The sequence below is a fragment of the Streptomyces sp. NPDC002671 genome (genome assembly GCF_053592475.1).
Genome location: NZ_JBSFVU010000009.1, coordinates 112,762 through 131,312, shown reverse-complemented (window position 1 = coordinate 131,312; position 18,551 = coordinate 112,762). Strand labels below are relative to the sequence as shown.

Annotated in this window: 18 protein-coding genes and 2 tRNA genes; 12 read left to right on the top strand and 8 right to left on the bottom strand. The window is 71.1% G+C overall.

The window, feature by feature from the left end; translation table 11 throughout:
* The first annotated feature begins 106 nt into the window (after positions 1-106).
* Positions 107-292 carry a hypothetical protein gene (locus ACWD35_RS16135; protein ID WP_451351852.1) on the top strand — a complete coding sequence of 62 codons (186 nt, stop codon included), beginning with the start codon at positions 107-109 and terminating at the stop codon, positions 290-292.
* Positions 293-328: 36 nt separating this feature from the next.
* A complete protein-coding gene (locus tag ACWD35_RS16130) occupies positions 329-1,426 on the top strand; it encodes a YlbL family protein (protein WP_451351851.1) in 1,098 nt (365 codons plus the stop codon).
* Positions 1,427-1,519: 93 nt separating this feature from the next.
* On the opposite strand, the gene ACWD35_RS16125 is transcribed toward ACWD35_RS16130, so the two are convergent.
* Positions 1,520-2,062, bottom strand: coding sequence for a PPA1309 family protein (locus tag ACWD35_RS16125; protein ID WP_451351850.1), 543 nt, complete (start codon positions 2,060-2,062; stop codon positions 1,520-1,522).
* Between the two features lie 164 nt (positions 2,063-2,226).
* On the opposite strand from ACWD35_RS16125, the gene ACWD35_RS16120 reads away from it, so the two are divergent.
* The 4 genes from ACWD35_RS16120 to ACWD35_RS16105 all read left to right on the top strand — a co-directional run bounded on the left by ACWD35_RS16120 (position 2,227) and on the right by ACWD35_RS16105 (position 7,436).
* Entirely contained in the window at positions 2,227-5,160 is a 2,934-nt protein-coding gene (locus ACWD35_RS16120; RefSeq protein ID WP_451352005.1) for a UPF0182 family membrane protein, read from the top strand.
* Between the two features lie 41 nt (positions 5,161-5,201).
* A tRNA-Met gene (locus ACWD35_RS16115) sits at positions 5,202-5,275 on the top strand.
* Between the two features lie 204 nt (positions 5,276-5,479).
* Positions 5,480-7,294, top strand: coding sequence for a sel1 repeat family protein (locus tag ACWD35_RS16110; RefSeq protein WP_451351849.1), 1,815 nt, complete (start codon positions 5,480-5,482; stop codon positions 7,292-7,294).
* Positions 7,295-7,362: 68 nt separating this feature from the next.
* Positions 7,363-7,436: transfer RNA gene (locus ACWD35_RS16105), tRNA-Met, on the top strand.
* A gap of 143 nt (positions 7,437-7,579) precedes the next feature.
* Here the strand turns inward: ACWD35_RS16105 and ACWD35_RS16100 are convergent.
* The 3 genes from ACWD35_RS16100 to hisN form a co-directional block, all read right to left on the bottom strand.
* Entirely contained in the window at positions 7,580-7,996 is a 417-nt protein-coding gene (locus ACWD35_RS16100) for a Fur family transcriptional regulator (protein WP_451351848.1), read from the bottom strand.
* 65 nt (positions 7,997-8,061) lie between these two features.
* Complete coding sequence (locus tag ACWD35_RS16095) at positions 8,062-8,463, bottom strand: CBS domain-containing protein (protein ID WP_451351847.1); 402 nt, start codon at positions 8,461-8,463, stop codon at positions 8,062-8,064.
* Positions 8,464-8,637: 174 nt separating this feature from the next.
* The gene (gene hisN, locus ACWD35_RS16090) at positions 8,638-9,438 is read right to left on the bottom strand and encodes a histidinol-phosphatase (protein WP_451351846.1); all 801 of its coding nucleotides are present in this window, start codon (positions 9,436-9,438) and stop codon (positions 8,638-8,640) included.
* A gap of 171 nt (positions 9,439-9,609) precedes the next feature.
* Between hisN and ACWD35_RS16085 the strand changes: the two genes are divergently transcribed.
* Together ACWD35_RS16085 and ACWD35_RS16080 are read left to right on the top strand one after the other, a co-directional pair.
* The gene (locus ACWD35_RS16085; RefSeq protein WP_451351845.1) at positions 9,610-10,218 is read left to right on the top strand and encodes a TetR/AcrR family transcriptional regulator; all 609 of its coding nucleotides are present in this window, start codon (positions 9,610-9,612) and stop codon (positions 10,216-10,218) included.
* Positions 10,219-10,324: 106 nt separating this feature from the next.
* Positions 10,325-12,118 (top strand): outer membrane protein assembly factor BamB family protein, encoded by a 1,794-nt coding sequence (locus ACWD35_RS16080; RefSeq protein WP_451351844.1) that lies wholly within the window; start codon positions 10,325-10,327, stop codon positions 12,116-12,118.
* A gap of 7 nt (positions 12,119-12,125) precedes the next feature.
* Here ACWD35_RS16080 and ACWD35_RS16075 read toward each other — a convergent pair whose 3' ends face one another.
* The 4 genes from ACWD35_RS16075 to ACWD35_RS16060 all read right to left on the bottom strand — a co-directional run bounded on the left by ACWD35_RS16075 (position 12,126) and on the right by ACWD35_RS16060 (position 15,652).
* Positions 12,126-12,449, bottom strand: coding sequence for a DMT family transporter (locus ACWD35_RS16075; RefSeq protein ID WP_451351843.1), 324 nt, complete (start codon positions 12,447-12,449; stop codon positions 12,126-12,128).
* 84 nt (positions 12,450-12,533) lie between these two features.
* Positions 12,534-13,544, bottom strand: coding sequence for a ribosome small subunit-dependent GTPase A (gene rsgA / locus ACWD35_RS16070; RefSeq protein WP_451351842.1), 1,011 nt, complete (start codon positions 13,542-13,544; stop codon positions 12,534-12,536).
* A 16-nt stretch (positions 13,545-13,560) separates the two neighbouring features.
* On the bottom strand, positions 13,561-14,901 hold the full coding sequence (aroA, locus tag ACWD35_RS16065) for a 3-phosphoshikimate 1-carboxyvinyltransferase (RefSeq protein ID WP_451351841.1): 1,341 nt from the start codon (positions 14,899-14,901) through the stop codon (positions 13,561-13,563).
* Between the two features lie 28 nt (positions 14,902-14,929).
* A complete protein-coding gene (locus ACWD35_RS16060; RefSeq protein WP_451351840.1) occupies positions 14,930-15,652 on the bottom strand; it encodes a M50 family metallopeptidase in 723 nt (240 codons plus the stop codon).
* A gap of 104 nt (positions 15,653-15,756) precedes the next feature.
* Between ACWD35_RS16060 and ACWD35_RS16055 the strand changes: the two genes are divergently transcribed.
* From ACWD35_RS16055 to rsrA, 4 genes are all read left to right on the top strand, one after another.
* The gene (locus tag ACWD35_RS16055; protein WP_451351839.1) at positions 15,757-16,572 is read left to right on the top strand and encodes an SOS response-associated peptidase; all 816 of its coding nucleotides are present in this window, start codon (positions 15,757-15,759) and stop codon (positions 16,570-16,572) included.
* A 1-nt stretch (position 16,573) separates the two neighbouring features.
* Positions 16,574-17,200 (top strand): alpha/beta hydrolase family protein, encoded by a 627-nt coding sequence (locus tag ACWD35_RS16050; RefSeq protein ID WP_451351838.1) that lies wholly within the window; start codon positions 16,574-16,576, stop codon positions 17,198-17,200.
* Positions 17,201-17,465: 265 nt separating this feature from the next.
* Positions 17,466-18,185: a sigma-70 family RNA polymerase sigma factor gene (locus ACWD35_RS16045; protein WP_451351837.1), complete on the top strand. Its 720-nt coding sequence runs from the start codon at positions 17,466-17,468 to the stop codon at positions 18,183-18,185.
* Positions 18,182-18,484 (top strand): mycothiol system anti-sigma-R factor, encoded by a 303-nt coding sequence (rsrA, locus tag ACWD35_RS16040; RefSeq protein WP_451351836.1) that lies wholly within the window; start codon positions 18,182-18,184, stop codon positions 18,482-18,484. Before ACWD35_RS16045 ends, rsrA begins: the two co-directional genes overlap by 4 nt.
* The last annotated feature ends 67 nt before the right edge of the window (positions 18,485-18,551 follow it).

Genomic DNA, 18,551 nt, shown 5'->3' with positions numbered 1-18,551 from the left:
CACCCGTCCGGTTGCGTAACCGGCCCCCTGGCGTGAGCGTTGTCAGTGCGGATGGTTAATCTGCTGATCAGTCAGTCGCGGACGCTCAAGGGGTTGGGAGGTCGGCATGGCGGCGCTCGCCTGGTTGCTGATTCCGCTAGTGGCTGCGATCGCAGCAGGCCTGTGGGGCAGTTGGGCCAACCGGACCCGCAGGGTACGCGGCGACGGGCCCGAGCTGGACGGGTATGCACGCTTCCGCGCGGCCATGGAGAAGCCCCCGAGGGCGCCCGCGGAGCCTGACCGGGTGCCCTGACGGTGCGCTGACAGAGGCGTCCCGTACTGTCGTGGCATGCCACGCCGCACCGCGACGATGCTCGCCTCGACCCTGATGCTGATCGCGCTCCTGTGCGCGGGAGTGCTCATCCCCGTGCCGTACTCGGAGATGTCCCCGGGCCCGACCGTGAACACGCTCGGGGAGCACGACGGCGAGCCGGTGCTGCAGATCACCGGGCACAAGACCTACGCGACGGACGGTCACCTGAACATGACCACCGTCCGTGTCACCAGCGCCGACTTCCGGATGAACCTGGTGGAGGCCGTCTACGGCTGGCTGGCGCACGACAGCAAGATCGTGCCGCACGACACGCTCTACCCGGACGGCAAGACCGAGCAGCAGTCCACCCAGGAGAACGCCGAGGAGTTCAGCCAGTCCCAGGAGAGCGCCAAGGTCGCCGCCCTGAAGGAGCTGGGCGTCCCGGTGAAGTCCTGGGTGATCGTCTCCACCGTCGTCAAGGGATCACCGGCCGAGGGCAGGCTGCACGCCGGTGACGTGATCAAGGCCGTTGACGGCTCGGCCGTGAAGCAGCCCGCCGATGTCGCCAAGCTGGTGACCAGGCACAAGGCGGGGCAGAAGGTGGTGTTCACCGTCGTGCCCGCCAAGGAGCAGGCCGCCGCCGAGAAGGAGCACCGGACGGCGACGAAGACGCAGGACGTGACCATCACGACCGCGGCCTCCGACGACAGCGGGCCCAAGCGCGCCATCGTCGGCATCTCCGCCGGGACCGACCACACCTTCCCGTTCACCATCGACATCAAGCTCGCCGACGTCGGCGGGCCGAGCGCCGGCCTGATGTTCGCGCTCGGCATCTACGACAAGCTCACCCCGGGCAGTCTCACCGGCGGCAAGTTCGTCGCCGGCACCGGAACGATCGACGACAACGGCACGGTCGGGCCGATCGGCGGCATCGAGATGAAGACCGTCGGCGCGCGCGGCAAGGGCGCCCAGTACTTCCTGACGCCCGCGGACAACTGCGCGTCCGCCGCCAAGGACACCCCGGACGGGCTCACCCTCGTCAAGGTGAAGACCATCGGTGACGCCCTCGGCGCGCTGAAGGACATCCGCAGCGGCGACACCGCCGCCCTGCCCAAGTGCACCGCCAAGGGCTGACAGCAAGGGCTGACATCAAGGCCTGAGCGGCCCGGAACACGGCTGGGGGCGCCCGTCTCACTCGGGGCGCCCCCATTGCCGTACCGGAGAAGGTCAGTCCGCGAACGTCGCCGCCAGGGCCTCCGCGAGGCCCGGCACCAGGTCGGGGCCGGTCAGGACCTCCGTCGGGGAGTCCTTCTCGCGCAACCGCAGCGCCGACTCGCGGCTGCCGTCGCGCAGCACCGCGACCGTCATACGGACCTCCTGGCGCTCGGGGTGTGCCGCGACCCACTTGGCCAGCTTGGCCTCGCTCAGGTTCGAGGGGACCTGCGCCTCGGCGGACGGGGGCAGCATCAGGCGCTCCACCGTGAGCGCGCACCCGGCCACCGCGTCGGGCCAGGCGATGGTGCCGAGGAACTCGTCGAGCTGCTTGCCCGCGGGGATCTCGTCCTGCTCGATCGGGGTGAGACCGGAGGTCTCGGACTCGTCCTCCAGGCCGAGCTGGGCCGCGAGGGAGGGTTCTTGGACTCGCAGCCGTGCGGTGTCTACGAGGGCGAAGAGGCGGGCGGGCTGGTCCCAGCCGAGGGTGGAGGCGTACTCGTCGATCTCGAGTACGGCCCGGGTGAGCGGGCTCGCCGCCATGGGAGTGTTGGACATGGTCACAATCCTGCCTCGTTCCCGGCCGGAACCGGGAACCGCGTAGGCCGCGAGTAAGTTGCATAGGTGTGGACCCGCGATCACGGGGGGGCCACGGCGGGCCCGCGAACACGAGGGCCTGACGGATCGACAGCGACTTCGAGGTGCGCACCTTGGCTTTCCAGATGCCGGACCGCGGCGGAGGCCCGACGGGGCCGCGGATGAGAGCGGGCAGCCCGTCCCGGCGTGTCCGCACGCTTCTGACGACTCTGGGCGTGCTTGCCGTCCTCGGCATGGCCTTCACCATGTTCGCGGGCTTCTGGACGGACTGGCTGTGGTACCGGTCGGTGCACTACTCGTCCGTGTTCACCACCGTGCTGTGGACCAAGATCGGGCTCTTCTCCGTCTTCGGCCTGCTGATGGCCGTCGCGGTCGGGCTGAACATCTGGCTCGCGCACCGGCTGCGGCCCCCGCTGAGCGCCATGTCCATGGAGCAGCAGAGCCTGGACCGCTACCGGATGGGCATCGCGCCGTACAAGAAGTGGCTGCTGCTCTCCGTCTCCGCCCTCGTCGGCCTGATCGCCGGCGCCTCCGCCTCCAGCCAGTGGCGGACGTGGCTGATGTGGGTCAACGGCGTGCCCTTCCACCAGAAGGACCCCCAGTTCCACCTGGACGTCTCCTTCTACGCCTTCGACCTGCCCTGGTACCGCTTCCTGCTGGGCTTCGGCTTCGCCGCCGCGATCCTGTGCCTGATCGCCGCCGCGCTCACCCATTACCTGTACGGCGGGCTGCGTGTGACCAGCCCGGGCGCGCGCGCCACCGCCGCCGCGACCGGGCACCTGTCGGTGCTCCTCGGCATCTTCGTCGCGCTGAAGGCGGTCGCCTACTGGCTCGACCGGTACGGCCTCGCGGTCAAGTCCAGCGACTTCAAGGCGACCGGCGACTGGACCGGCCTGCGCTACGTCGACGCCAACGCCTATCTGCCGGCCAAGACGATCCTGTTCTGCATCGCCGTCATCTGCGCGCTGCTGTTCTTCGCCACCCTGTGGCGGCGCACCTGGCAGCTGCCCGTCATCGGCTTCGGTCTGATGGTCCTCTCGGCGATCCTGATCGGCGGCCTGTACCCGGCCATCGTGCAGAAGTTCCAGGTCCAGCCCAACGAGCAGGCCAAGGAAGCCCCGTACGTCCAGAAGAACCTCAAGGCGACGCGCGAGGCGTACGGCATCGACGACGCCCAGGTCACCGAGTACTCCGGTCAGTCCATGACGAAGGACAAGACCGAGCTGCGCGACGACGTGAGCGACGCGGCCAGCATCCGGATCATGGACCCGAACATCGTCTCGCCGACGTTCCAGCAGCTTCAGCAGATGAAGAACTACTACGGGTTCCCGACCAACCTCGACGTCGACCGGTACTCCAAGGACGGCAAGAACGCCGGGGATCAGGACACCGTCATCGGTCTGCGCGAACTGAACCTGGACGGCGTTCCGAAGAACAACTGGATCAACGACCACTTCCGCTACACGCACGGCTACGGCATGGTCGCCGCCAAGGGCACCGAGGCCGACTCCGGCGGCCAGCCCGTCTTCACCGAGTACGACCTGCCGTCCAAGGGCGCCCTGGGGACGTACCAGCAGCGGATCTACTACGGCGAGAAGACCAACACGTACTCCATCGTCGGCGGCCCGCAGAAGGAGATCGACTACTCCGACGACAGCGGCGAGAAGACCACCAGCTACCAGGGCAAGAGCGGGGTGAACCTCGACAACCCGCTCAACCGGGCCGCGTACGCGGTGGCCTTCAACGAGCCGCAGATCCTGTACTCGGGGGCGATCGGCAAGGGCTCGCGGATCCTGTACAACCGTACGCCCAAGGAGCGCGTCGAGGCGGTCGCGCCCTGGCTGACCATCGACGGCGACGCCTATCCGGCGGTGGTGAACCACCGCATCCAGTGGATCGTCGACGCCTACACGACCTCGAACGGCTACCCGTACTCCTCCCGTACGACCCTCGGTGACACGACGGCCGACTCGCTGACCGCGAACAACAACAACCGCGCGGTGGTGGCCCAGCAGAACCAGGTCAACTACATCCGCAACTCGGTGAAGGCGACCGTCGACGCGTACACCGGTGACGTCAAGCTCTACCAGTGGGACACCAAGGACCCGGTGCTGAAGACCTGGATGAAGGCCTTCCCCGGCACGGTGAAGCCGCGCAGCGCCATCTCCGCGGACCTGCTGGCCCATCTGCGCTACCCGCAGGACCTGTTCAAGGTGCAGCGCGAGCTGCTCACCCGCTACCACGTGTCGGACGCGCAGACGTTCCTCACCGGCAGCGAGGTGTGGCAGGTGCCGGACGATCCGACCAACAAGTCGGGCAACGCGGTGCCGCCGTACTACCTGAGCATGAAGATGCCGGACCAGGCCAAGCAGGCGTTCTCGCTGTCGACGACGTTCACGCCCAACGGGCGGTACAACCTGAGCGCGTTCATGACGGTCGACTCGCAGGCCGGCAGCAGCGACTACGGCAAGATCAGAATCCTGAAACTGCCGACGAGCACGACGGTCGACGGGCCCAAGCAGGTCCAGAGCCAGTTCAACTCCGAACAGGACATCGCCGCCGCCATCAAACTGCTCAAGGGCGGCGACTCTGAGGTGGAGTACGGCAACCTGCTGACCGTGCCGCTGGACGGCGGACTGCTCTACGTGGAGCCGGTCTATGTACGCGGCGGCGGACTGAAGTACCCGTTGCTCCGGAAGGTGCTGGTCACCTACGGCGGGAAGACCGCGTTCGAGAACACGCTCGACGAAGCCCTCGACAAGGTCTTCGGAGCGAAGGGTTCCACCACCACGCCACCGGACACCGGCACCACCAGACCGCCCGCGTCCGGCAACCCGACCGTCCAACAGGCCCTGGACGACGCCCAGAAGGCCTTCGATGCCGGGCAGGAGGCGCTGCAGAAGCCAGGGGGGCCGGACTGGAGCGCGTACGCCAAGGCGCAGAAGGACCTGAAGGACGCGCTGCAGCGGGCCGAGGACGCCCAGTCCAAGGCCGCCGGGGCCAACGGCAAGAACGGCGGCAGGAGCGGCAGCGCGAGCGGCGGCAAGAAGGGCGGTTGATCAGGCGCACTCCGCGCCGTGGTACTGTTCTAGTGCAACGGCGCGGGGTGGAGCAGCTCGGTAGCTCGCTGGGCTCATAACCCAGAGGTCGCAGGTTCAAATCCTGTCCCCGCTACTGAAGTCGAAGGCCCGGATCCTCAGGGATCCGGGCCTTCGTGGTGTGCGAACTCATGTCCGGAGTGGGCGGATGGCCGCGCCGTCGTGGGGAGTTGGTGCATGTGTGTTTGACTTGTCTCCCTGTGGGCATGTCGACAAAACGCTGAAGTGACCTCACGGGCTGCGGTATACCGGGTGTACCCAGGTTGCAGGTGGTGCGACGATGGACGTTATGGGGGACAAGGCAACTCTGTTCAGTACAGGGCGATTTGTACAGACTTCTGGTGAGGAAGCGTCCCGCGACGAACGGGACGACGTGGGGGAGGTCGCCGAGGAAGTACGTCTTCGGCTCGCCGCCGAGACCGGCGACGCCGAAGCCATGAGCGTCCTCGGAGCCATGCTGCTGCGCCGCGGCGACGTCGAGGGAGCCGAACCCCAGCTGCGCGCCGCCACCGCGGCCGGTGACCGGGCCGCCGCCAACAACCTGGGCGTCCTTCTCCACCAGCGCGGATACGCGGACGAGGCGGCCGGCTGGTGGCGGATCGCCGCCGTCGCCGGTTCCGCTGCCGCAGCGCACGCGCTCGGCCGCCACCACCGCGAGCGCGGGGACGAGCCCGCCGCCGAGTACTGGCTGCGCCAGTCTGCCGAGCAGGGCCACGCCCTCGGCGCCTACGCACTCGCCGACCTGCTGGAACACCGCGGCGACGCCCGCGCCGAGCAGTGGATGCGGGCCGCCGCCGACCGCGGGCACCGCGAGGCCGCCTACCGGCTGGCGCGCGCGCTCGACCAGCGGGCCGCCGTGCGCGAGGACGATGCCGGGGCCGACAACGCTGTCGCGGAGGCCGAGCAGTGGTACCGGCAGGCCGCCGCGCGCGGTCACCGGCGGGCCGCGCTGCACCTCGGCGCGATCCTGGAGAAGCGCGGCGAACTCAAGGAGGCCGGGCGCTGGTACCTGACCTCCGCCAAGGATGGCGACGCGCGAGCCGCCTGTGCCCTCGGCTTCCTGCTGCGCGACGCGGGGGACACCGAGAGCGCCGCCGTGTGGTGGCTGCGCGCCGCCCAGGACGGCGACGGCAACGCCGCCAACGCGCTCGGCGCGCTGCACGCCGAACGCGGGGAGACGCAGACCGCCGAGCGCTGGTACCGGGCGGCGATGGACGCCGGGGACGACAACGGGGCGTACAACCTCGGGCTGCTCTGCGCCGAGCAGGGCCGCACCGCACAGGCCGAGCAGTGGTACCGGCGGGCCGCCTACGCCGGGCACCGGGAGGCCGCGAACGCGCTGGCCATCCTGCTGCTCCACGGCAGCGACACCACCGGGGCGGAGCCGTGGTTCTCCAAGGCGGCCGAGGCCGGCAGCGTCGACGCCGCGTTCAACCTCGGCATCCTGTACGCCGGGCGCGGCGAGGACGGGATGGCACTGCGCTGGTACGAGCGGGCCGCCGCCGCGGGGCACACCGAGGCCGCCCTCCAGGTCGGCATCGCCCGGCTGCGCGAGGGGGACGAACTGGCCGCCGAGCGGCATCTGCGGTGCGCGGCGGGCGGCGGCAGCGCGGAGGCCGCGTACCGGCTGGCGACCGTGCTCGACGCGCGCCGGCCGCCTGAGCCCGCGCACGAGCTGGGCGAGATCGTGCACGAGAAGACCGAGTGCGAGGAGTGGTACGAGCGCGCGGCCTCCCAGGGCCACCGGCGCGCCCAGGTACGGGTGGGCATGCTCGCGGCGGCCCGGGGCGACGTGGTCGAGGCGGCGCGGTGGTACCGGACGGCGGCGGAGGCCGGCTCCCGCAACGGCGCCTTCAACCTGGGGCTGCTCCTGGCCCGCGAGGGCAGCGAGCCGGAGGCCGCGGTGTGGTGGGCCCGGGCCGCCGACGCGGGGCACGGGCGGGCGGCGCTGCGGCTCGCCCTCGTCTGCGCACGCCGGGGCGAGCTGGCGGAGGGGCAGAAGTGGGCCGGCCGGGCGGTGGAGCTGGGACCGGCGGAGGTCGCGGAGCGCGCGGGACGGCTGCGGGACGCGCTGCGCGAAGAGCTGTCGGCGTGACCCCGGCCACTCCGCGTCCAATGAATTTGCTTCGGCGGGCTTCCCTCGCGTAACGTCATGTTCAACGACGCGGGGTGGAGCAGCTCGGTAGCTCGCTGGGCTCATAACCCAGAGGTCGCAGGTTCAAATCCTGTCCCCGCTACTGAAGGCCTAGGGCCGGAATCCAGAGATGGGTTCCGGCCCTAGGTGTGTTCAGGAGCAAAACGTTCCGGAGCGGGAAGTTCCGGAGCGGGAAAAAGCAGCAAGAAAAAAGGGGGCTTGCGCCCCCTCTCGCTCACGAGTCCGTCACGCCCCCGCGCAGTCCGGGCACAGCCCCCGGTACGTCACCTCGACGTCCGACACCGTGAAGCCGAAGCGCTCCGTGTCGGGGAGGTCGGCGAGCGGGTTGCCCGTCGGGTGGACGTCCCGGATCGAGCCGCAGCTCGCGCAGACCAGGTGATGGTGCGGCCGGTGCGCGTTCGGGTCGTACCGCTTGGCGCGCTTGTCCGTGCTGACCTCGAGCACCTCACCGAGGGAGACCAGCTCGCCCAGCGTGTTGTAGACGGTCGCCCGGGAGATCTCGGGGAGCTTCGCGACAGCCCGCGCATGGACCTCGTCGGCCGTCAGGTGAACGTGCTCGCCGTCGAGAACCTCGGCCACGACGCGCCGCTGCGCGGTCATCCGCCATCCGCGTCCGCGCAGCCGTTCCAGAAGGTCACTCATGGCTACCAGCCTAACAGCAAGGCGACCAGGTCACGAATGGGTGTGACTTTGGACCTTCATTTGACTTAGACAATGTCCATTATGGCTGATCGACGTGCGGGAACCCAGCAGCGGATGATGTCGCGGACCGAGACGATGCCCGCCGCCTCGCCCGCGTCGAGGACGACCAGATGCCGGAAGCCCCCGTGGGTCATGGCGCGGGCGGCCTCCTCCAGGGTCCAGGTGGGGGCGGCGAAGACGACGTCGGTGGTGGTGTGGGCGTGGGTGCGTTCCGTGTCCGGGTCCTGGCCCAGGCCCACGGAGTTGAGGATGTCGCGTTCGGTCAGGATGCCGATGCCGCCGGCGTCCGGGTCGAGGACCACGGCGGCGCCGACGCGGCGGGCGGACATCAGGGCCGCTGCCTGGCGGAGGGTGTGGGCGGGGCCGATGGTGAGGATCATCGTGCTCATGGCGTCACGGACGAGCATGGGATGGGCCACCTCCTATGAATCCCGAACAAGTTCAAGCCCGGCGCCGGAGGCGCCTGTTCGGCATTGCACAAGTTCACAAGTGGGCGGTGGCTTCAGGGTGCCAGGTAAAGGACGGGTCAACAAGGGGGCGCGCGACGCCAGTTGAGGGCGTGCGCGGGACTCCCTCGCTGGTCACTGGCGCTGGTTGAGATACCCCAGCAGCTCGTCGTGCAGCAGGCCGTTGGACGCCGCCGCGTTGCCGCTGTGCGGGCCGGGGCGGCCGTCGAGACCGGTGAAGGTGCCGCCCGCCTCGGTGACGATGATCGCGTTGGCGGCCATGTCCCACAGGGACAGCTCCGGCTCGGCGCACATGTCCACCGAGCCCTCGGCGACCATCATGTAGGGCCAGAAGTCGCCGTACGCGCGCGTGCGCCACACCGCGCGGGTCAGGTCGAGGAAGCCGTCCAGGCGGCCCTGCTCCTCCCAGCCGGACAGGGAGGAGTACGCGAAGGAGGCGTCCGCGAGCCTGCCGACGCCGGAGACGTGGATGCGGCTCGCGGAGGACAGGCTGCGCCCGGTGAACGCGCCGTGGCCCTTCGCGGCCCACCAGCGGCGGCTGAGCGCCGGGGCGGAGACGACGCCCACGACGGGGTGGTACCCGCCCTCGCCCGCCTCCATCAGGGAGATGAGCGTGGCCCAGACGGGGACGCCGCGGACGTAGTTCTTGGTGCCGTCGATCGGGTCGATCACCCAGCGGCGCGGGCCGGTGCCCTCGATGCCGTACTCCTCGCCGAGGATCGCGTCCCGGGGGCGGGCGCGCTGGAGCTGGGCGCGGATCAGTTCTTCCGCCGCCTTGTCCGCTTCGCTCACCGGCGTCATGTCCGGCTTGGTCTCCACCTTCAGGTCGAGCGCCTTGAAGCGGTCCATGGTGGCGGCGTCGGCGGCGTCCGCGAGGACGTGGGCCAGGCGCAGATCGTCGAGGTAGTCCGGCATGTAACGAACGGTATCTGCCGGGCCCGGTACCGGCCACAGGGCCCCCGGAGGCCCGAGGGGCCAAGGGGAGGGCGGGAGGGCGTCGTACGCCCCCGCATACCACCGCGAACCCTTGACAGTGCATGTACGCGCGTCAAATCTGGGCGCAGTGCCGCTCGCCCCAGGGAGGCGATGATGCCTGCTGCCCGGGAATCTCTGCTGGACGCCGCGTACACAGCGCTCGCGCGCCGGCCGTGGTCCGCTGTGCGGATGGTCGACGTGGCCGCCTCTGCCGGGGTGTCCCGGCAGACCCTGTACAACGAGTTCGGCGGCAAGGACGGGCTGGCCCGCGCCCTGGTGCGACGCGAGGCCGACGGCTATCTCGCCGGGGTCGAACGGGCGCTCTCCGGTTCCGCCGAGCCCCTGGAGCGGCTCACCGCCACCGTCGAGTGGACGGCCGCCGTCGCCCGGGACAACGCGCTGGTCCGGGCCATGCTCACCGGCTGCTGGAGCGAGCGCCTGCCCAGGCCGGGGCTCTCCGCCGTACCGTCCTCCGCCTCGGTGCCGGCGCAGCGCCGGGCGGACGGGCCGCTGCCGTCGCCCACGGACTTCGTGCGGATCGTGCGGGACCGCGCGGTGACGGTGCTCGCGGGCCCCGGCGCCACGAAGGCCGACGGCGCCGAACTGGCGCGCTCCTGCGAGCTGGTCGTACGCCTCGCGCTGTCCTGCGTGGCCGCGCCACCGGGGGACGGCGGGGCCACGGAGCTGGTGCGCGGCGTCCTGTCGCGGCAGTCTGCCTGACGAACCGATTTCCCCCGCTACGGCTACTTCCGCTCATCCAGGGGGAGTTGGCGCCGTACCCCCGCCTCGGGCTGGGTAGGCTCGGTGGGCCGATGGGGAGGTGCGCATGGGGAAGCAGGTCGATCTGCGGCGCCGGGAGAAGACGCGACGCCGGCTCGCCGAGGAGCAGGGGTGGTCGTTCTCGGACGATCGGCCCGATCTGCTGCGGCACTGCGCGGCGGCGCTCGGCGTAGACCCCGAGCTGGCCCAGGAGCTCAACGTGGTGAGCGGTTCCCTCGACGGCCGCGACGTCACCGTCTTCGACGTGTTCGTGACCGAGCCGCCGTACGCCGTGCGCACCGTCCATCTCGTGTACCTGCCGTGGATGGTGCCGCTGGTCGCGGTGAGCCGGCACGGGGTGGCCGCGGACTCGATGGTCCCGATGCTGAAGCGGCTCGTGGCCGAGCGCCCGGACCGCCACCTGTACGAGACCGGGGACCCCGTCTACGACGCCGTCCACGTCGTGGAGACGCTGGCGCCGCAGACCGCCGCGCTGCTGCTCACTCCGGCCGTGCGGGAGTACGCCGACGACCGCCGCTGGCACGAGTGGCAGGTGGACGGCTCGTATCTCTTCTACGCCGAGCCCGAGGGTGCGGCCCGGCCTGATGACGACAGCCGGGAGGTGCTGGCCCAACTGCGGTCGCTGGCAGGCCTGGTGGACCTGATGGATCCGCGGCTGTGGGGCGAACACGCGGACATGGCCCCCGCCGCCCGGACCGCAGTCGTCGACACGGAGGACCCCGAATCCGCGGCCGAGCGGCCCGGTGCCGGCCCCTCCGCGATGTTCCGCGGCGGCCCCGCGCACACCGGTGCCTACCCGCAGGGCATACGGCCGGCCGGCTTCGAGGCGTGGGGCGTCCGGCTGCCGGACGCGGTCGTCGCCGAGCCCGTCGTCTGCGCGGGCACCGTGTACGTCAACTGCGCCGACGGCCGCTGCTACGCGCTGGACGCGGCGAGCGGCCGGCCGCGCTGGTCCTTCGACACGCACGCCCCGCTGCGGCGCAGCCCGGCGGTAGCCGACGGGACCGTGTACGTGGTGGGCGAGTCGGGCCTGCTGCACGCACTGAGCGCGGACACCGGAGAGGAGCGCTGGCTGCGCCGGGTCGGCCACTCCGGCGATCCCGTGGTCGCCGACGGGGTGGTGTTCACCGTCCACCACCCGGCCTTCCTGCTGCGCGACGCCAGCCGGGTCACCGCGCTGGACGCGGCCACGGGCGACGAGCGCTGGCGGGCCCGGCTGCCCGAAGGGTCGGCGGCGGGCGCCGCCGTGGCCGACGGCCGGGTGTTCGTGCAGGGCGCCCGCGCCGAGCTGACCGCGCTGGATGCGGCGAGCGGCGAGGAGCTGTGGCACCAGGGCTCCGCCGAGGACCAGCTGAGCTGCTGCACCCCGAGCGTCGCCGACGGCGTGGTCGTCACGGGCAGCGGCTTCGGCCGGCTGTACGCCTGGGACGCGGCCACCGGCGAGCGTCTTTGGCGTGCCCAGGCGTCGGGTGTGCTCGACAACACCGCGGCGCGCGGCGACGGCGTGGTCTACGCCGGCGACAGCCACGGCGGGCTGTACGCGGTCGACAGCGCGGACGGCTCGCCCCTTTGGCACCTGCCGAACCGTTACGGCGCCTCGTCCCCGGCGCTCTGCGGCTCCTTCGGCTGGCTGGTGAGCACCAAGGCCCAGCGAAGCCTGTTCCGCATCGGCCTCGCCACCGGCAAGGTCCTGTGGCGGCACAAACTGGACGGCCCCGGCACCAGCCCCGTGTACGCGGACGGCGTCGTCCACGTCGGCACCCGGGCCGGCACGGTCCTCGCCCTGGACGCCGAGACCGGCCACAAGCCCGCCCGCGCCCGCCGCGCCATGCCGGTCTGAAGACCGACTAGTGGGCGGAGCCCGACAGCTGGAGCCCGATCACGCCGACGATGACGAGGCTGATCGAGACGAGCTTCAGGGTCGACACCAGGTCGCCGAGGAAGACCATGCCGTAGATCGCGGTGCCCGCCGCGCCGATCCCGGTCCACACCGCGTAGGCCGGGCCGACGTCGAGCCGCTTCAGCGCGAGGGTGAGCAGGCCGAAGCTGCCGAGGGCGAAGGAGGCGAACGCGATCGTCGGCCACAGCCGGGTGAACCCGTGGGAGAGCTTCAGGCACACGGCGAAACCGGTCTCCAGCATCCCGGCCACGATGACCAGCAGCCACGCCATGCGCTGTCCTCCTGTTGATCCGGATCTCCGGCTCGGTGCGATTATGCACTTACCGTCCCCGGACCCCGGCAAACAACGCGGGGCTCAGTCGCCCTCCCGGCGCTCCCGCGTGGCCAGCAGCCGGCGCAGCGAGTACAGCCGGGCCGGGTCCGCATGGCCCTCCTCGACCCACGCGTCCAGCGCGCAGTCCGGCTCGTCGTGACTGCACGCGCGCGGGCAGCCCTCCGTGCCCGGCTCCAGCTCCGGGAAGGCGTGGATGACCCGGGACGGGTCGATGTGCGCGAGGCCGAAGGAGCGCACGCCCGGGGTGTCGACGACCCAGCCCTCCCCGTCGGCGAGCGGCAGGGCGAGCGCCGAGGTGGTGGTGTGCCGGCCACGGCCGGTCACCACGTTGACCTGACCCGTCAGACGCCGCCGCTCCTCCGGCACGAGCGCGTTGACCAGGGTCGTCTTGCCCACGCCCGAGTGGCCCACGAAGGCGGTGATCCGGCCGTCCAGGTACTCGCGCACCCGGTCCGCCGCGCCGCCGTTCTCCAGCTCGTCCCGGCTGGTGACGACGTAGGGGATGTCGAGCGCGCCGTACAACTCCAGCAGCTTGTCCGGCGGGGCCAGGTCCGACTTGGTCAGCACCAGCAGCGGCTCCAGACCGCCGTCGTAGGCCGCGACCAGACAGCGGTCGATCAGCCGGGGACGTGGTTCCGGGTCGGCGAGGGCGGTGACGATCGCGAGCTGGTCGGCGTTGGCGACGACCACCCGCTCGAACGGATCGTCGTCGTCGGCCGTGCGGCGCAGCACCGAGCCGCGCTCCTCGATGCGGACGATCCGCGCGAGGCTGTCCTTCTTGCCGGACAGGTCACCGACCAGGGCCACCCGGTCGCCCACCACGGCCGCCTTGCGGCCCAGTTCACGGGCCTTCATCGCCATGATCGGCCGGTCGTCGACCAGGCAGGTCAGGCGGCCCCGGTCGACGGTGAGGACCATGCCCTCGGCCGCGTCCTCGTGCTTGGGCCGGATGTTCGTCCGCGGCCGGTTGCCCTTGCGGTTGGGACGGGTCCGGATGTCGTCCTCGTCGGTGTGCTTGCTGTAGCGGCGCATGGTTCCAGTCCGCCCGTCAGTTCCCCAGCATCCCGGCCCACAGGTCGGGGAAGTCCGGCAGTGTCTTTGCGGTCGTCGCCACGTTCTCGATCTGCACGCCCTCGACCACCAGGCCGATGATCGCGCCGGCGGTCGCCATGCGGTGGTCCTCGTAGGTGTGGAAGATCCCGCCGTGCAGCTTGCGCGGGCGGATGTGCAGGCCGTCGGCCGTCTCGGTCACGTCACCGCCGAGTTCGTTGATCTCCTTGGTGAGCGCGGCCAGCCGGTCCGTCTCGTGCAGCCGCAGATGCGCCACGCCCCGCAGGGTGGACGGGGAGTCCGCGAGCGCGGCGACCGCCGCGATGCCCGGGGTCAGCTCGCCGACGTCGCCCAGCTCGACGTCGATGCCGTGGATGGCGCCCGAGCCGGTGAACTCCAGCCCGTACTCGGTGAGTTCGCAGGAACCGCCCATCTCGGTGAAGATCTCCCGGAGCCGGTCACCCGGCTGGGTGGTGCGGGCCGGCCAGTCCGGGATCAGCACCTTGCCGCCGGTGACCAGGGCCGCCGCCAGGAACGGCTGGGCGTTGGACAGGTCCGGCTCGATCGTCAGGTCCCGGCCGAGCAGCGCGCCCGGCGTCACCCGCCACACGTTCGGCTCGCCTCCCGACTCCGGGGTGTCCACCTGGGAGCCGACCGCGCGCAGCATGTCGACGGTCATCCGGATGTGCGGCATGGACGGCAGGGTCGCGCCGGTGTGCCGGACCTCGACGCCCTGGTTGAAGCGGGGGCCGGAGAGCAGCAGCGCGCTCACGAACTGGGAGGACGAGGAGGCGTCGACCGACACCGGGCCGCCTTCGAGGGCCCCGCCGCCGTGGACGGTCAGCGGCAGCGCGCCCCGGCCGTCGTCGTCGATCCGGGCGCCGAGGACGCGCAGCGCGTCGATCACACCGTGCAGCGGACGCTCGTACGAGCGCGGGTCCCCGTCGAAGCGGATGGGGCCGTCGGCCAGCGCGGCCACCGGCGGCAGGAAGCGCATCACGGTGCCGGCGTTGCCGACGTCGACCGTGGCCGGGCCGCGCAGGCCCGTGGGCAGCACCCGCCAGGCCTCCCCGGAGCCGTCCGGGCCGCCCGCGACGGAGGAGCTGGACGACACTGTTTCTTCGATCTCCACGCCCATGGCGCGCAGGGCACCGGCCATCAGCAGCGTGTCGCGGGAGCGCAGCGGGCGGCGCAGCCAGCCGGGCTCGGAGGCGAGGGCGGCGAGCACGAGGGCGCGGTTGGTGACCGACTTGGACCCCGGCACGTGGACCGTCGCGTCGACGGCTCCGCTCGCGTGGGGGGCGGGCCAGAGGGCGGGGTGGGCGGTGTTCGGGGCCATGAGGCCACTTTATAAGGAGGGCAAGGCATCAACCTTCCAGCAGCCAGCGGCCCCCACCTATGAGCGAGCACAGGGACACCGCGTGGAACAGGAACAGCCACAGCCCCGCCGGTACGTGCGTCAGCCGCGACAGCTGGTCCGCGTCGGAGTCGCCCGCGCCTCCCCGCACCCGCTTGGCCTGGAGTTCGAAGGCCGGCCGCACTCCGCCGAGCAGCAGGAACCACACCACCGCGTACGCGAAGGCCGCCTGCACCTGCGGCCCCGCCAGCCACGACACCAGCAGGAACGCGCCGCCGGCCAGCACCACCGTCAGCACCCCGTACGCGTTCCGGATCATCACCAGCATCACCACCAGCAGGGCGGTCGCCACCCACAGCAGCAGGGTGATGCGGCCGGCGGCCAGCAGCGCGGCCCCGCCGAGGCCCAGCAGCGGGGGAGCGGTGTAGCCCGCGGCGGCCGTCAGGATCATGCCGAGGCCGTACGGCTTGCCCCGGCTCACGGTCAGGCCGCTCGTGTCGGAGTGCAGGCGGATGCCGGTCAGGGTGCGGCCGGTCAACAGGGCCACCAGGCCGTGGCCGCCCTCGTGCGCGATGGTGATGGCGTTGCGTGACAGGCGCCACGGACCGTGCGGGACGGTCACGATGAGCGCCGCGCCCAGAGTGGCGAGCACCACCCACAGATCGGGGTCGGGCTGGGTGCCGGTGAGCCGGTCCCAGAGGCCGGAGAGCGTGGTGTCGGCGAGGCTGTGCATATGTCTGAGGCGCTCCCGGTCGGCGTGATCAATAGGGGTCGGCTGTAGCGCCGTCGTTGAGGGGCGGTGGTCGGGTGACGGGTGGGCCTGGCAGTGTGGCACGTATGTGCGGACGGTATGCATCCAGTCGTAGGCCCGAGGATCTCGCGGGGATCTTCGAGATCGAGAAGTGGGAGCCGGAGGAGACCCTGGAGCCCGACTACAACGTGGCGCCGACCAAGGAGGTCTACGCCGTCCTCGACCGTCCCTTGAAAGACGCGGAAGACCCGCGTCCGGTTCGCCAGCTGCGCAAGCTGAAGTGGGGGCTCGTCCCGTCCTGGGCCAAGACGCCCGAGGGCGGCGCCCGGATGATCAACGCGCGCGCCGAGACCGTGCACGAGAAGCCCTCCTACCGCCGCGCCTTCGCCGCCCGCCGCTGCATCCTGCCCGCCGACGGCTACTACGAGTGGGTCACCGGCAAGGATGAGCGGGACCTGGAGGTCGAGGGGAAGAAGAAGCGCCCCCGCAAGCAGCCGTACTTCGTGCTGCCCGCCGACGGCTCGGTGTTCGCGATGGCCGGCCTGTACGAGTTCTGGCGCGACCGGACGCTGCCCGACGACCACCCGCAGGCCTGGTGGGTGACCTGCTCGGTGATCACCACCGAGGCGGAGACGACCCCGCTGGCCGTCGCCCCCGCCGAGGGCCCGTACACCCTCGCCGAGATCCACCCCCGGATGCCGCTCATGCTCACCCCGGACCGCTGGGACGCCTGGCTGGACCCCGCCCGCACCGACCCGGACGACCTGCGCACCCTGCTGACCCCGCCGCCGCCCGGCCTGATGCGCGCCTACCCGGTCCCCACGGCCGTCAGCAACGTCCGCAACAACGGCCCGGAGCTGCTCGAGGAGCTGGCGGCACCGGAAGCGGGCACACTCTTCTAGCGTGATCGAGATTGTCGAGACGGACGCCGGGACCGCACGCGTCACCTGGCACCGGGCGAAGCGCGCACGGCTGGTCCTGGCCATGAGCCATGGGGCCGGCGGCGGCGTCGAGGCGCGGGACCTCCAGGCCCTGGCCCGGGTGCTCCCGGACCACGGTGTGACCGTGGCCCTCGTCGAGCAGCCCTGGCGGGTCGCGGGCAAGAAGGTCGCGCCCGCGCCGAAGACCCTGGACACAGCCTGGCGCGGCATCTGGCCCGCGCTGGCCGGGATGGAGCTGCCGGTGATCTCCGGCGGCCGGAGCGCCGGCGCCCGCGTCGCCTGCCGCACGGCCACCGAGCTGGGCGCCCGTGCCGTGCTCGCGCTCAGCTTCCCGCTGCACCCGCCGGGCAAGCCGGAGAGGTCCCGCGCCGACGAACTGCTCGGGGCCGGGGTGCCCACGCTGGTCGTGCAGGGCGGCAACGACCCCTTCGGGAAGCCGGCCGAGTTTCCGGAGGGCGCGTTCGAGCTGGTCGAGGTGCCCTACGGCGATCACGCCTTCGCCGTGCCCAAGCGCGCGGAGCTCACCCAGGAGCGGGCGCTGGAGCTGGTCACCGAGGGCGTCACGAGGTGGATCGCGTCACTCGGGTGACCCCCGGGAATGCCACGCGGCGGAGCGCTGTTGTGCGGGGCGGAAGTGCTGAGGCCTCAGCACCGGTGCCGTAGGTGTCGTAGGAGAGGAAGTCCGCCGCATGGGTTCGACCATTTGCCCGAGCCGCAGCAGCCGCACTGACCTGGACTGGACGGTGCTGCACGCGGCCAAGACCGCTCCTATTCGAGCGGCGGGAGGCACGGGTCGTGTTCTATCCTCCGAAACGAGTGGGACCGGCTTCGGTCCTGCCCGGGATCTTGAGGAGGTGGGTCCGGTCACTGGGACCGACGCAGGGACCGACAACGGCCAGGCGGAGCTGCCCGAGGGCCAGGGCATGAGCGCAGGGACGGACGCGGCGACGAACGCCGCGCCGGGCTCCGAGTCGGCCGTGGAGCGCAGTGCGCGCTTCGAACGGGACGCGCTCGAATACCTCGACCAGATGTACTCGGCCGCCCTGCGCATGACGCGCAACCCGGCCGACGCCGAGGACCTGGTGCAGGAGACCTACGCCAAGGCGTACGCGTCCTTCCACCAGTTCCGTGAGGGCACCAATCTCAAGGCGTGGCTGTACCGGATCCTCACGAACACCTTCATCAACTCGTACCGCAAGAAGCAGCGCGAACCCCAGCGCAGCGCGGCCGAGGAGATCGAGGACTGGCAGCTGGCCCGCGCCGAGTCGCACATGTCGACCGGTCTGCGCTCCGCCGAGTCGCAGGCGCTCGACCATCTGCCCGACTCGGACGTGAAGGCAGCGCTGCAGGCGATTCCCGAGGAGTTCCGCATCGCCGTGTATCTCGCGGACGTAGAGGGCTTTGCGTACAAGGAGATCGCGGACATCATGGGGACACCCATCGGTACGGTGATGTCCCGGCTGCACCGGGGCCGCCGTCAACTGCGCGGCATGCTGGAGGACTACGCGCGTGAGCGCGGGCTGGTCCCGGCGGGCGCCGGAGAGTCGAACGAAGCGAAAGGCTCGGGCTCATGAGCTGCGGAGAGCCGCACGAGACTGACTGCAGTGAGGTCCTCGACCATCTCTACGAGTTCCTGGACCACGAGATGCCGGACTCCGACTGCACCAAGTTCGAGCACCACTTCGAGGAATGCTCGCCGTGCCTGGAGAAGTACGGCCTGGAGCAGGCCGTGAAGAAGCTGGTCAAGCGGTGCTGCGGGCATGACGATGTGCCCTCGGACCTGCGCGCCAAGGTCATGGGGCGGATCGACCTGATCCGCTCCGGGCAGGCCGTCCCCGAGCACGACATCACCGCCACACCGCAGGAGGGCTGAGCCCAAGGGCTCGTCCACGGCCCGTCACGGCTCGCGGGCCATCACCCGAACGTGCTAATCCTCGGCT

Excerpts from the sequence above, each read along its gene's own strand:
- ACWD35_RS16135 (WP_451351852.1), top strand. The coding sequence starts at position 107 with ATGGCGGCGCTCGCCTGGTTGCTGATTCCGCTAGTGGCTGCGATCGCA.
- ACWD35_RS16130 (WP_451351851.1), top strand. The coding sequence starts at position 329 with ATGCCACGCCGCACCGCGACGATGCTCGCCTCGACCCTGATGCTGATC.
- rsgA (WP_451351842.1), bottom strand. The coding sequence starts at position 13,544 with ATGCGCCGCTACAGCAAGCACACCGACGAGGACGACATCCGGACCCGT.
- ACWD35_RS16075 (WP_451351843.1), bottom strand. The coding sequence starts at position 12,449 with ATGGCGTGGCTGCTGGTCATCGTGGCCGGGATGCTGGAGACCGGTTTC.
- ACWD35_RS16100 (WP_451351848.1), bottom strand. The coding sequence starts at position 7,996 with ATGAGTGACCTTCTGGAACGGCTGCGCGGACGCGGATGGCGGATGACC.
- ACWD35_RS16080 (WP_451351844.1), top strand. The coding sequence starts at position 10,325 with ATGGGGAAGCAGGTCGATCTGCGGCGCCGGGAGAAGACGCGACGCCGG.
- aroA (WP_451351841.1), bottom strand. The coding sequence starts at position 14,901 with ATGGCCCCGAACACCGCCCACCCCGCCCTCTGGCCCGCCCCCCACGCG.
- ACWD35_RS16085 (WP_451351845.1), top strand. The coding sequence starts at position 9,610 with ATGATGCCTGCTGCCCGGGAATCTCTGCTGGACGCCGCGTACACAGCG.
- hisN (WP_451351846.1), bottom strand. The coding sequence starts at position 9,438 with ATGCCGGACTACCTCGACGATCTGCGCCTGGCCCACGTCCTCGCGGAC.
- ACWD35_RS16120 (WP_451352005.1), top strand. The coding sequence starts at position 2,227 with ATGCCGGACCGCGGCGGAGGCCCGACGGGGCCGCGGATGAGAGCGGGC.
- ACWD35_RS16095 (WP_451351847.1), bottom strand. The coding sequence starts at position 8,463 with ATGCTCGTCCGTGACGCCATGAGCACGATGATCCTCACCATCGGCCCC.
- ACWD35_RS16055 (WP_451351839.1), top strand. The coding sequence starts at position 15,757 with ATGTGCGGACGGTATGCATCCAGTCGTAGGCCCGAGGATCTCGCGGGG.
- ACWD35_RS16125 (WP_451351850.1), bottom strand. The coding sequence starts at position 2,062 with ATGTCCAACACTCCCATGGCGGCGAGCCCGCTCACCCGGGCCGTACTC.
- rsrA (WP_451351836.1), top strand. The coding sequence starts at position 18,182 with ATGAGCTGCGGAGAGCCGCACGAGACTGACTGCAGTGAGGTCCTCGAC.
- ACWD35_RS16060 (WP_451351840.1), bottom strand. The coding sequence starts at position 15,652 with ATGCACAGCCTCGCCGACACCACGCTCTCCGGCCTCTGGGACCGGCTC.
- ACWD35_RS16110 (WP_451351849.1), top strand. The coding sequence starts at position 5,480 with ATGGACGTTATGGGGGACAAGGCAACTCTGTTCAGTACAGGGCGATTT.